This window comes from Kribbella sp. NPDC049227, from assembly GCF_043197265.1.
Taxonomy (GTDB): Bacteria; Actinomycetota; Actinomycetes; order Propionibacteriales; family Kribbellaceae; genus Kribbella.
This window is the reverse complement of the sequence record NZ_JBICST010000003.1, coordinates 1-11,282: the sequence shown is the minus strand read 5'-3', so window position 1 is coordinate 11,282 and position 11,282 is coordinate 1. Positions and strand designations below refer to the sequence as shown.

13 protein-coding genes and 2 tRNA genes are annotated in these 11,282 nt (G+C 68.1%); 9 read left to right on the top strand and 6 right to left on the bottom strand.

All coding sequences use genetic code 11. The annotated features are described in order from the left end of the window. Window positions 1–10 precede the first annotated feature (10 nt). On the bottom strand, window positions 11–2,086 hold the full coding sequence (locus tag ACGFH6_RS12510) for a S41 family peptidase (protein ID WP_393383056.1): 2,076 nt from the start codon (window positions 2,084–2,086) through the stop codon (window positions 11–13). Between the two features lie 138 nt (window positions 2,087–2,224). On the opposite strand from ACGFH6_RS12510, the gene ACGFH6_RS12505 reads away from it, so the two are divergent. Beyond that, a complete protein-coding gene (locus tag ACGFH6_RS12505) occupies window positions 2,225–2,929 on the top strand; it encodes a M50 family metallopeptidase (RefSeq protein ID WP_393383054.1) in 705 nt (234 codons plus the stop codon). Here ACGFH6_RS12505 and ACGFH6_RS12500 read toward each other — a convergent pair. Further along, window positions 2,926–3,669 (bottom strand): DUF5995 family protein, encoded by a 744-nt coding sequence (locus ACGFH6_RS12500; protein WP_393383052.1) that lies wholly within the window; start codon window positions 3,667–3,669, stop codon window positions 2,926–2,928. The two genes, ACGFH6_RS12505 and ACGFH6_RS12500, sit on opposite strands and share 4 nt — an antisense overlap. 26 nt (window positions 3,670–3,695) lie before the next feature. Between ACGFH6_RS12500 and ACGFH6_RS12495 the strand changes: the two genes are divergently transcribed. Beyond that, entirely contained in the window at window positions 3,696–4,304 is a 609-nt protein-coding gene (locus tag ACGFH6_RS12495) for a hypothetical protein (RefSeq protein ID WP_393383050.1), read from the top strand. Here ACGFH6_RS12495 and ACGFH6_RS12490 read toward each other — a convergent pair. Beyond that, complete coding sequence (locus ACGFH6_RS12490) at window positions 4,285–5,316, bottom strand: aldo/keto reductase (protein WP_393383048.1); 1,032 nt, start codon at window positions 5,314–5,316, stop codon at window positions 4,285–4,287. The two genes, ACGFH6_RS12495 and ACGFH6_RS12490, sit on opposite strands and share 20 nt — an antisense overlap. A gap of 80 nt (window positions 5,317–5,396) precedes the next feature. On the opposite strand from ACGFH6_RS12490, the gene ACGFH6_RS12485 reads away from it, so the two are divergent. Next, window positions 5,397–5,897: a DinB family protein gene (locus tag ACGFH6_RS12485; protein WP_393383046.1), complete on the top strand. Its 501-nt coding sequence runs from the start codon at window positions 5,397–5,399 to the stop codon at window positions 5,895–5,897. Here ACGFH6_RS12485 and ACGFH6_RS12480 read toward each other — a convergent pair. Together ACGFH6_RS12480 and ACGFH6_RS12475 are read right to left on the bottom strand one after the other, a co-directional pair. Beyond that, complete coding sequence (locus tag ACGFH6_RS12480) at window positions 5,890–7,011, bottom strand: hypothetical protein (protein WP_393383044.1); 1,122 nt, start codon at window positions 7,009–7,011, stop codon at window positions 5,890–5,892. The genes ACGFH6_RS12485 and ACGFH6_RS12480 overlap by 8 nt on opposite strands. Beyond that, entirely contained in the window at window positions 7,011–7,874 is an 864-nt protein-coding gene (locus tag ACGFH6_RS12475) for an exodeoxyribonuclease III (RefSeq protein WP_393384812.1), read from the bottom strand. The genes ACGFH6_RS12480 and ACGFH6_RS12475 overlap by 1 nt, the downstream gene beginning before the upstream one ends. A 110-nt stretch (window positions 7,875–7,984) precedes the next feature. Here ACGFH6_RS12475 and ACGFH6_RS12470 point away from each other — a divergent pair, with 110 nt between their 5' ends. The 5 genes from ACGFH6_RS12470 to ACGFH6_RS12450 all read left to right on the top strand — a co-directional run bounded on the left by ACGFH6_RS12470 (window position 7,985) and on the right by ACGFH6_RS12450 (window position 10,626). Beyond that, window positions 7,985–8,305 carry an ArsR/SmtB family transcription factor gene (locus ACGFH6_RS12470; RefSeq protein WP_393383043.1) on the top strand — a complete coding sequence of 107 codons (321 nt, stop codon included), beginning with the start codon at window positions 7,985–7,987 and terminating at the stop codon, window positions 8,303–8,305. After that, window positions 8,302–8,808 (top strand): SRPBCC family protein, encoded by a 507-nt coding sequence (locus ACGFH6_RS12465; RefSeq protein WP_393383041.1) that lies wholly within the window; start codon window positions 8,302–8,304, stop codon window positions 8,806–8,808. The genes ACGFH6_RS12470 and ACGFH6_RS12465 overlap by 4 nt, the downstream gene beginning before the upstream one ends. A 158-nt stretch (window positions 8,809–8,966) precedes the next feature. Further along, window positions 8,967–9,851 carry an RNA polymerase sigma factor RpoD/SigA gene (locus ACGFH6_RS12460; RefSeq protein WP_393383039.1) on the top strand — a complete coding sequence of 295 codons (885 nt, stop codon included), beginning with the start codon at window positions 8,967–8,969 and terminating at the stop codon, window positions 9,849–9,851. 59 nt (window positions 9,852–9,910) lie between these two features. Continuing rightward, entirely contained in the window at window positions 9,911–10,450 is a 540-nt protein-coding gene (locus ACGFH6_RS12455) for a hypothetical protein (protein ID WP_393383037.1), read from the top strand. 103 nt (window positions 10,451–10,553) lie between these two features. Then, a tRNA-Asn gene (locus ACGFH6_RS12450) sits at window positions 10,554–10,626 on the top strand. Window positions 10,627–10,840: 214 nt separating this feature from the next. Here the strand turns inward: ACGFH6_RS12450 and ACGFH6_RS12445 are convergent. Then, window positions 10,841–10,978: a hypothetical protein gene (locus ACGFH6_RS12445; RefSeq protein WP_165553701.1), complete on the bottom strand. Its 138-nt coding sequence runs from the start codon at window positions 10,976–10,978 to the stop codon at window positions 10,841–10,843. Window positions 10,979–11,105: 127 nt separating this feature from the next. Here ACGFH6_RS12445 and ACGFH6_RS12440 point away from each other — a divergent pair. Next, window positions 11,106–11,179 (top strand) — tRNA-Ile (locus ACGFH6_RS12440). Window positions 11,180–11,282 lie beyond the last annotated feature (103 nt).

The following is an 11,282-nucleotide window of genomic DNA, read 5'->3' as shown; positions in this document are numbered from 1 at the left end:
ACTACAGCGTTCAGACCTTCGTCCGGCGGGAGGCGACCAGGGCACCGGCTTGATATCCGTCGGCCCGCAGGAGCTGGCCGTGGGTGACCTCCAGGATGTCGATGCTGAGCTCCGGGCCGGTCAGATCCTCGGAGCTGATCGGGCGATCGTCGAGGTACAGGTCGACGCGGTCCAGCTCGGCCACCTCCAGGGCGACCGTGAGCGTCGTGCCGCTGAAGGTCGTCTTCACGTCGAGGCGCCGGTGCGGCAGCGCCGCGAGCAACGAACCGGCCTTGTTCAGCAGGTCGACGTTGCCCTCGAGCAGATCCGCCTCGGTCATCTTGTGCATCACCGTCGGTTTGACCCCAAGGTCCTCGACCGGCGTGCCGGACAGCGCACCCACCCGCAACGTCCGGCGGATCGCGACCCGCAGGTTCGCACCGTTGGGCAGGGCGACGTACGGCGAGGTCTCGTCCGGTGGGGGCGGTTCGTTGAGTAACGCGGCAAGCAGGCCGTGGGTCCACACGTTCGCGCCACCCGCACCGGTGTTGTCGTCGACGCCGAGGATCGGGCCGATCCCGTGGTCGGCGAACCCGGCGGCGAAGATGTCGGTCGCCGAGTACACCCGGGCGTCGGTGATCAGTACCACCGGACCGTGGTACGTCTGGCCGATGTCGTTGGCGCCGTCCTCGGGCGTGATCGGCTTCGCGGCCGAGTACGCGGCACCCGTCTCGGTGGCGAGGTCGAGCGAGTCGAACCACGGACCGAGATCGATGCCGAGCGGGTTGTCCTTGTGCCGGCGGCAGATCCTGAGGTTGACCGGCGTACTGATGAACTGCACCGGCTCCGGCGCGATCCGCCGCGGCGTCATCGTCTGCAGGGTGAACTCGCTGGCGAAGATGTGCCCGCCGCCGTTGTCGCGGACGTCCACGATCAGGCCGTTCTGCGGCAGCGCGGCGGCGAGCCGGACGAACTCGTCCCGGAACGCGACCGGGTCCTGCACGCTGAAGGTGAAGATCCGCACGTGCCCGAACGTTCCGGACGACGTGACCACCTCGCGGGCGCGGAAAACGCCCGGCATGGTGGTCGGCAGATCGGCGCCGGTGACGGCCGCCGGTGTCCGCAGTTCGGCCGAACTTTGACCGCCTTCCAGCTCGACCACATCGCGGACGTAGAGCGCCTTCTTCGCCCGGGCCTTCTCGTCGGAATCCAGGTCCAGACCCATCGAGGCCGACGTCTGGCTGATCGCGTCCAGGTCCGTCATCGGCGGCAGGTTGGTGGTGACCTTCCACTGCTCGCGCAACTCCTGCGCCGAGCCGTCCAGACCGACGTACGACAGTGTCACCCAGGCCTCGTCCGGCGGCGACTGGATCACCAGCGGCCGCAGGGTGAGCGACTCCAGACCGCGCGCGAGGTTCGCCGCCTCGTTGCTGCCGGCGAACTGGGCGCCGTTCAACGCGACCGCGCGGGCGATCGGCGTACCGTTCCAGTGCGTCACCTCGGCGCCCGGCCCGAACTGCGGAGCGGCGAAGCCGGTCACCGTCCGGGTGATCAGGTAGTGCTCGACGTCCGCCGAGTCATAGCACTTCTCGATCATGAACGGCAGAAACGCGATCTTGCCGGCGAACGGGACCGGCAGCAGGTAGTTGGTGTGCAGGTCGCGGACCGAGTGGAAGATGCTCGACATCTCCCGGTGGAAGATCCACTCCGGTCCCATCGTGGCGGCGGTCTGGCGTTCCATCCGCGCACGCATCACTCGCAACCGCTGCAACGGATTCACGGCGTGCATCGCGACCTTGAGCGGCAGGTGCACGTAGTTCTGCTCCAGCAGCAGCAATGCCTGCTCGACCAACTGTGTGCGCTGCGCGAGGGTCAACGTGCCGGCCGATCCCAGGAAGTCCGGCAGCGGTACGGCGGCCGCCTGCGCGGCGACTGTGGTCGCGGTGCGTTCTGTCCTGCTGGAACTCGCGGCTGCCCGGGTCCTCTTCGCGACGGAGGTTCGGGCGGCGCGCTTCGTTCCCGTCGCAGTCTTCGCCGGCTCCTGCCGGGCGCTGCTCTTGCGTGCGGCGGTCTTCTTCGCCGCCGCCTTCTTCCCCGTGGCTTTCATGCTGCGTGGCTGTGACATGTCGCCCCCAATGCGGTGGCCCCTCCCCGGGCCGCGATCCCTCAACCGTCGTCCGCTCATCTGGCGATGTCAACGTCCCGCTCTGCCGGGAGTTGACCACTGTGCTGCAAGGATGGGCGGGTGACTGATTTCTGGGACAGCATCACGTCGGCGCAGCCGGATCCGTCGCTGCGACTGGTGATCGGGACCGGTGTCGTCGCACTGGTGCTGATCGGCTTCCGGCCGTTGTGGCGGTTGACGCGCCAGGTCGTGACGATCGCGCACGAAGGTGCGCACGGACTGATCGCCGCCCTGGTCGGACGGAAGCTGGCTGGGATCAGACTGCACTCCGACACCTCCGGAGTCACCGTGTCACGCGGCCACCCGACCGGTCCGGGCATGATCGCCGTACTGCTGGCCGGCTACCCCGGACCGGCCCTCTTCGGCCTCGCCGCTGCCTTCGTCCTGAGCCGCGGGTACGCCGTTGCGATGCTCTGGGGTCTGCTGGTCGCGTTGCTGATCCTGCTGCTGCAGATCCGCAACCTCTACGGCCTCTGGTCGGTCGTTGTCTTCGGCGCCCTTGTCTTCGGCATCTCATGGTGGGGCTCACCGTCGGTCCAGTCCGCATTCGCCTATCTGCTGACCTGGTTCCTGCTGCTGGCCGCACCTCGCGCCGTACTGGAGTTGCAGCACTCCCGCCGCTATGGGCAAGGCCGTAGCTCCGATGCAGATCAGCTGCGGCGGCTGACCGGCGTACCGGCGCTGATGTGGGTCGGCGTGTTCGGTCTGGTGACGTTGGGATGTCTGGCGCTCGGAGTGGTGTGGTCCGGAGTACTGCCGGGCTAGACCGGTGGTGGAAGCGTCACACCGAAGCCTGTGACGGCCAGACGCAGCAGCACTTGTCCGGGACGTAGCAGGTCGGCGATCTTGGCGGCGCTGAGCAGCTCCAGCTCCGCCAGACGGGTCGCGTACGCGTCAGGTCCTTGTTTGCGTGCATGCTGCAGTTCGACGGTGTTGTGCCAGACCTTCTGACGGGACTCACGCAGGAAGCGCCGCGAGGACAGCCGGTTGAGCGGTGTCAGCACCTGGTCGAGCAGACTCCTCGTACCACCGAGCTCGTCGTCCTCCGCGCTGACGCGTTCGGCCAGCACACCGTCGATCCGCTCATGGTCGCGGCGCCGTCGCTCCATCAGGTATTGGTCGGTGAAGTCGGCGTCGCTGATCACCGCGAGGAGTGCCTGCGGGAGGTCGTAGTTGACGTGCGCGTTGATGCCGAGCAGGACGTGACGCAGCGCCGGGATGTCGGCCGGCGCGTCGAAGGCCAGCCGCCACGGCCGTGACACTCGAGCACCTGGCGTCAAGGCGGCATCGTGCGCATCCAGGTAGAGCTCGGCGAACTTCACGTCCCAGTCCCCGACCCAGGCCGGGTCCTCGAAGCGCGCCAGATCGATGGCGTCACCAACGGCTCGGGTGGTGCGGAGGTAGGTGCTGAGAAAGATCCGGCGATGGGCCAGGTCGTCCGGCAGCTCGTCCAGCCGCTGCTGCATCCGGGCGATGACGTCGGCCACGGGACTACCATCGTTCATCGGGGTCTCCGGTGGAGGAGGGGGTCATGCCTGCGACAGGTCCACGGTCCTTCGACCCAGTTGTTGTCGGCAATCGCGAGACCGACGCCTGGGCCGCGTACTACCGCCACGAGTGGCGGAGTTTCCTCAGCGCCTCCGTCGGGATGGTCTCCGCCGCGTTCGGTATGTCACCCCGCCGGACCTTGGCCGGAGCGTGGTACGTGCTGCGCGCCAACCAGTTATGGGCACCGTACCCCGACAACCAGCCGGACGCCGCCCGCGCGTACATGCGCCGCTTCTACGAACTCGTCGCCCGGGACGGCGAGTTGCCGCTCGATCCGTCCCGGGCGGCCCGGCTGGAGGTCGAGTGGTGGCGCATCCATCGCGAGCAGCAGCACGACGAATCGGTCACCGCCGACCAACTGGAGGACGCGCTGGTCGACCTCTATTCCTACGCGTACGACGCCGATCCGGAGGCGGTCCGGGCCGCAGCTGTGCACCGTGTCGACGCAATGGATCTGTCCGATCGGTGGGTCCGGGCGGGATGCGACCGCGACGACCCGCTCCTCGCGGCAGAGCGGCGCGCGCTGGTCGCGTCGTACGCCGCTCTCCGCAAGGCTGTGGAGCGATCGCCGTTCAGGCGCGCCCACCCGTGATCGGACGACCCCGCTGCGCGACGCCCGGACCGCCGTACGGGTAGTCCGCCGCGCCCGGATCGCTGGCTTGGTTGAGCGTCTCGGTCTCCTCCGCGGTCAGGTGCAGGTCGGCCGCGGCCAGGTTGTCGTCGAGCTGCTCGATCGTCCGGGCACCGAGGATCACCGAGGTGACGGCGGGCCGGTCGACCAGCCAGGCGAGGGCGACCTGCGCCATCGAGTTGCCACGGGCGGTCGCGATCTCGCGGACCGCGTCGACCACGTCGCGGACGCGCTGGTTGGTACTGCGCCGGCGCCACGACTCGACACCGCGGTCCGGGTTCTCGCCGAGGCGGGTCGCGCCGGTGGGCTCCTCGTCGAACGAGTACTTCCCCGTCAGCCAGCCACCGCCGAGCGGCGACCACGGCAGCAGGCCGAGCCCGTTCTCCTGCGCGGCCGGGACGATCTCCCACTCGATCTCCCGCACCAGCAGGTTGTACTGCGGCTGCAGCGTGACGAGTCGCGACCAGCCCCGGCGGTCGATCAGGTCGCACGCCTTCTGCAACTGCCACCCGGTGAAGTTGGACAGACCGCCGTACCCGATCTTGCCCGCGCGGACGGCGTCCTCGAGGAAGCCGAGGGTCTCGTCGAGCGGGGTGACCGGGTCCCAGGCGTGCAACTGGTACAGGTCGATGTGGTCGACGCCGAGCCGGTTCAGGGAGGCGTCGAGCGCGCGGCGCAGGTGCCGGCGGGACGTGCCGACGTCGTTCGGGGTGTCGCCGGTCGGGAACCGGCCCTTGGTGGCGACCACCACGTCGTCCCGGGCGCTGCTCTTCGCCAGCCAGCTGCCGACGATCTCCTCCGAGACGCCGGCGGTGTAGACGTCCGCGGTGTCGATGAAGTTGCCGCCGGCGGCGACGTACCGGTCCAGCTGCGCGTGCGCGCCGGCCTCGTCGGTCTCGTTGCCGAACGTCATGGTGCCGAGCGCGTAGGTCGAGACGATCGCTCCGCTGGCGCCCAGAGTGCGGTATTCCACAGTTGCTCCTCATTTGTCCGGACGTGCCGTTGCTGCGACCACCTTAGAACTGTCGGGAGTGGGGACTACGGTGGCTGTCCATGAACACAAGTGAACTGCTGATCGACGCATACAGCCGGATCCAGGAGGAAGTGCACGCGGTGGTCGACGGGCTGGACGAGAAGACTCTCGCGACCCGTCCGGGCGACACAGCGAACTCGATCGCCTGGCTGGTCTGGCACCTGACCCGGATCCAGGACGACCACCTCGCCGGCGTCGGTGGATACGAGCAGGTCCTGACCGCGGACGGGTGGCACGAGCGCCTCGGGCTGCCGTTCGATCCCGCCGACACCAGCTACGGGCACACCTCCGAGCAGGTCGGCCAGGTGCAACTGTCGGCCGAGCTGCTGGCCGGGTACTACGACGCCGTGCACGCGCGGACGCTGGAGTTCCTGCGGCTCGTCACCGACGCCGATCTCGACAAGATCGTCGACCGGAACTGGACGCCGCCGGTGACGATGGGCGTGCGGCTGGTGAGCGTGATCGGCGACGACCTCGAGCACATCGGCCAGGCGGCGTACGTCCGGGGGCTGCTCAGCTGAGCGTGGTCTCCCACAACGTCGTACCGGCGATGAGATAGACCTTGTGGTCCTGCGTGACCGCCGCGTCGGTCACCAGGCCCTGCGGACCACTCGACTCCTGGACCGTCCAGCTGCCGCCGCTCCCGGTGACAACCTTCACCTTGTTGTCCTGAGCAACGATCTGGACGATCTTGTCACCGTCGACGATCGGCGGCGGCAGCTTGTCCTTGTCGCCGACCGGGATCGACGGCACACCCTGAAGCCGTTGCGCCGTGCCGTCGGCGCCGAGCCGCCAGATCGCCAGCTTCCCGTCCACGTAGCCGGAGATCACGCAGTCCTTGCTGCAGGTCGCGGTGTTGGCCTGGCTGCGGTTGCCGGGATCCGGCAGCACGATCCGGGTCCAGCCCTGGTTGAGGTCGGCCGATCGCCAGACCGCGGCCTCCTGCGCGACCACGTTCGGCGCGAGCCGCACCTGGGAGCCGACGAACACGACGCTCTTGCCGAGCGTCGTCCCGAAGCCCGGCCCGACGAGGAGGGATGGCGTACTCTGCAGGGCGGTCTTCGCCGAGCTCAGCCGGTTCCACTTGGCGTCGCCCTGCGGCAGCCAGACGGTCGCGTCGTTGCCGGTCTCGACCCCGCCCCAGGATCCGAGCAGGGCCCGGCCGCCGGAGGAGGTGATGACGGCAGAGAACAGATCGCCCGCGTCCTGTCCGCCGAAGGTCCAGAACACCTGCGGGCGCTCGATCAGGCCGCCCGCGACCGATCCTGTCCACACGGTCCAGCGGGTGTTCGAGTGCGCACCGCCCGATGCGCCGCCCAGCGCGAGGAGTTGCTTCCCGTCGTAGGCGATCGAGTACCAGACCGCTTCGTAGGCGTACGGGCTCGCCGGGTTCGGCTTGATCGCGATCGGGGTCTGTTTTCCCTGGTCGAGGAGGACGAGACCCGGGACGACCTTGGCGCCGCGATTCCGCAGGCCGATCAGCAGCTGGTCGCCGTACGCCCGGAGCGCGACGGGCTCCGCGCCGACGTCGACCTTCGACCAGGCCACCGCGGGCGGTGCCGGTGGTTGCTTCTTCTCCCCGCTGCACGCGGCGAGGACTGCCATCAGCGCGATGGCCGCGACCAGGCGACGCATCAGCGGTTCTGGGGAAGCTTGGTGGTGGACTTGCGGCCGGAACGCGGTGCGGACGGCGGTGGCACGACCGGGCCGATATCGCCGTCGGGCGCGACGTCCAGGTCGATGATCACCGGCGCGTGGTCGCTCGGACCGGTGCCCTTGCGCGCCTTGCGATCGATCCACGCCGCCTTCACCCGGTCGGCCACCGGATCGGTCGCGAGCATCAGGTCGATCCGCATGCCGAGGTCCTGGTGGAACATGCCGGCGCGGTAGTCCCAATAGCTGAAGACACGGTTGTCCGGCCAGCGATCGCGGACGACATCGTGGAGATCTTTGGCGCTCATCAGGTCCGCCAGCGCCTGGCGCTCCGGTGCGGTCACGTGGGTCTGCCCGACGTACGCCGCCGGGTCGAACACGTCGGCGTCGGTCGGGGCGATGTTCATGTCACCACAGACGATCTGGTCGGCGGGCCCGGCGGCGATCACGTCGCGTAGAGCGGCGAGCCAGGCGAGCTTGTAGTGGTAGTGATCGGAGTCCGGAGTACGCCCGTTCGGCACGTAGAGCGAGTGGATCCGGATGCCACCGCAGGTCGCCGCGACCGCGCGGGCCTCGGGATCGGGGAAGCCTGGCGCACCGGCGACGCCGGTCACCACATCCTCCAGGCCGACCCTGGAGAGCAGGGCTACGCCGTTCCACTGCACTTCGCCGTACAGCGCCGTCTCGTAGCCGCGCCCGGCCAACTCGTCACCGAGCAACGTGGTGAAGGCGTCGTTCGCCAGCTTCGTCTCCTGCAGGCACACCACATCCGGTTGCCGTTCGTCCAGCCACCCCAGCAATCGGGGCAACCGCTGCTTGACCGAGTTCACGTTCCAGGTAGCCACTCGCACCCGGCCAACGGTAGACCCCAGGACGGACCATTTCAGCCCGTTAGTTGCGCGATCGGAAACATATCACTTGAAGTGTATATACGCCTTCTGTAATACTTCTGGCCATGGACGTCTTCGAGGCGATCGCCGAGCCGAGCCGGCGAGAACTGCTGGACCTGCTGTCCGAACGCGAGCGGCCGGCCGGTGAGTTGGTCGCGCACCTGCACAAGCTCACCCAGCCCGCGGTCTCCAGGCATCTGCGGATCCTCCGCGAGGTCGGTCTCGTCGAGGTCCGGCCGGACGGCCAGCGCCGGATCTACGCGCTGCGCGCCGACCGCCTGATCGAGATCGAGAACTGGATCAGCCGCTACCGCAGGTACTGGCCGCGGCACCTCGACGCCCTCGAGAACCACTTGGCCCGAAACCAGAAGGAGCCCACCGAATGACCACGCAAGACCGCTACGGCGACCTGATCATCGACGGCGACCGCGCCACGATGACGTTCCGGCGCCACCTGCCACATCCGATCGACGCTGTGTGGGCCGCGCTCACCGACCCGCTCGAGCGCAAGGCATGGTTCGGCGAGACCGTGATCGACGGGCGCACCGGCGGCACCATCGAGATGGTGCCCGACGAGCCCCCAGCCGCGCCCGACGCCAAGCGCCTCACCGGGCGCATCCTCGTCTGGGATCCGCCACATGTGTTCGAACACGAGTGGCATCAGCGCATCGTCGAGGACAGTGTCGTGCGGTACGAACTGTCCGTCGACGGCGACGGCACCCTGCTGACCTTCACCCACACCGGGCTGTCCGTCACCAACGCGCGCGGCTTCATGCCTGGGACGCACGCCTTTTTCGATCGGCTCGACGCGCATCTGGCCGGGGCCGAGTTGCCCAACTGGTCCGACCGGTACGCCGAGGTAGCGGCGTCGTACCCGGCCTGGTCCTGAACGCTTTTGGCGGGCATCATACGGCGCTTGCTCAGGTGGAGGCCGCCGTCATCCACAGGCGAGGGATGTGACGCCCGGTAGTTATCCACCGACGGAAAGTCAGTCCGTTCAGGGCGGCGAAATCGCGGCACTCTCTTGGGCAGGAGAGAGGGGAACGGATGGCTGAACTGGACTGCGAGCCGGCCGACCGGACCGCACTGGTCGCCTACCTGCGCGACATCGGGAACCACGAACTACTGACCCTGGAGGAGGTGAACGAGCTCTCGTACTGGATCGAGGCCGGGCTGCTCGCGGCGGAGCGGCTGGCCGGCGACAACAGCCGGCACGATCCGGCCGACCTGCAGCAGGTGGTCGCGCTCGGCAAGCAGTCGTGGCGGCGGATGATCGAGTGCAACCTGCGGCTGGTCGTGTCCCTGGCCCGGCGGTACACCGGGAGAGGCATCTCGCTGCTCGACCTGATCCAGGAAGGGAACATCGGGCTGATGCGGGCGGTCGAGCGGTTCGACCACCGCCTCGGCCACCGGTTCTCGACGTACGCGATCTGGTGGATCCGCCAGGCGATCGGCCGGGCGATCTCCGACCGCTCACGGCTGGTGCGGATGCCTGCCCAGGCGTATACCGACTCCGGTCGGCTGGCATCGATCCGGCACGAGCTCACGCAGACGCTCGGCCGCGATCCCACCACCCGGGAGCTCGCGGCGGAGACCGGCCTGTCGGTGGCTCGGGTGGAACGCGCCCAGGCGTGGCGGATCCATCCGGAGACCCTCGATCTGGACGACTCCGAACCCGTGATCGACGACGAGTCCGTCGTACTGCACGCCGGCCTTCGCCGCGATATCGCCTACCACCTGGAGTTCCTTGACGATCTGCACCAAACCGTCCTCCACCACCGCTACGGCCTTCAGGGCCACACTCCGAGCACCATCGAGGAAACCGCCACCCAACTCAGCCTCCCTCCGGACCAGATCCGCACCCTCGAACGAGAAGCCCTCCGCCAACTGCGCCGCCGAGCCCATCACCATCTCCGCGACTACGCAGCCTGAACGCCTGTGTAGACGTGGGCGGTGCGGGCCGGATTGGTGGCGGCTGGGATGATGAGCAGGTGAGACTCAGGCGTAGTTCCTGGCCCCGTGAGCTGACCGAGGCGGTGACCATCGCGTCCCGGCACTCACCCGGCGGCAAGGAAGACATCCTGGCCGCCGTCCGCCTGACCAACGGCACATGGGTCGCCGGCACCCGCGCGGCCGTCTACTTGCCGACCGACTCGCCGGAGTCCGTCCGTCGTGTCGGCTGGGAGAAGATCGAGCGCGCCGGCTGGGACTCCGACGGCTCGGTCCTGCATGTCTACGAGACCACCGCCTTCGGTACGCCGCTACGCGCCACGGACCTCCCGGTCGACGACCCAGGCCGCTTCGGGCAACTGCTCCGCGAACGGGTCGACGCGAGCATCGTGATCCAGCGCCACGTCCCCCTCGTCGGCAAGCGCGGCGTACGCATCATCGGCCGCCGCAACCCGGCGACCACCGACGCCCCGGTCGCGTGGAACTTCGTTCTGGACAAGGGTTTGGAGCCGGACCAGCCCGGCGTCATGGACGCGGCCGAAGCGGCTCTCAAGTCGGTCCGGGAGGAGTTCGGAATCTGACCCAGAAGGCAAGCCCGGGCAGGCCGAATCCCGTTTTTGTAGTTCGGCCGCGTCCTGCTAACCTACTCAGGTCCTCGGGGTTCGGGGACAGGTTCCATCCCGATCCCGCGTAGCTCAATTGGCAGAGCAGCCGGCTGTTAACCGGCAGGTTACTGGTTCGAGTCCAGTCGCGGGAGCAACACGACAGCCGGTCTCCTCCAGGAGCCGGCTTCTTTCATGTCCGCTGCCAGGTTCCCCGTGTCCGCTGTCAGGTTCCCGCTGTCGGGTCTCTCGCTGTCAGGTCCGGGCACTCCGAGCACCCGCCCGGCGGCACGCCGTACGCATGCCACCACTCCTGCCGCAACCTCAGCCGCGGCAGGACCGGCGGGATCTACACCTCAGGAGTCAGCGTTATTTGCCCTTCTTGCGGTCGATGGCGCGCTGAATCCGGTCCTGCGGCTGACCGGTCAACTTGGCCAGCAGCGGTACCCGATACTTGTACGCCGCGATCGCGCCCACTACGAGCACGAGGAAAATGAACCAGCCCATCGGTGTTCCCTTCGTCGGACCTGCCTCCATCATGCCTGGTCCGCCCCACCCACCCCTCAGTCAAACCCCTGACGCACCCCTGGTTTCCCCACTCCCCCACACCCACCAGATACCATCTGCCGAGCACGGGGCGGTAGCTCAGCTGGTTAGAGCAGGGGACTCATAATCCCTGGGTCGCGGGTTCGAGTCCCGCCCGCCCTACGAGAAGAATGTATGGCCTCGGCTGATGGATGACACATCGTCCTCGGTTGAGGCTTTACATGTTTCCGGCTGATGCTTGACGGTTGCTTCGGTTGATTCTTGA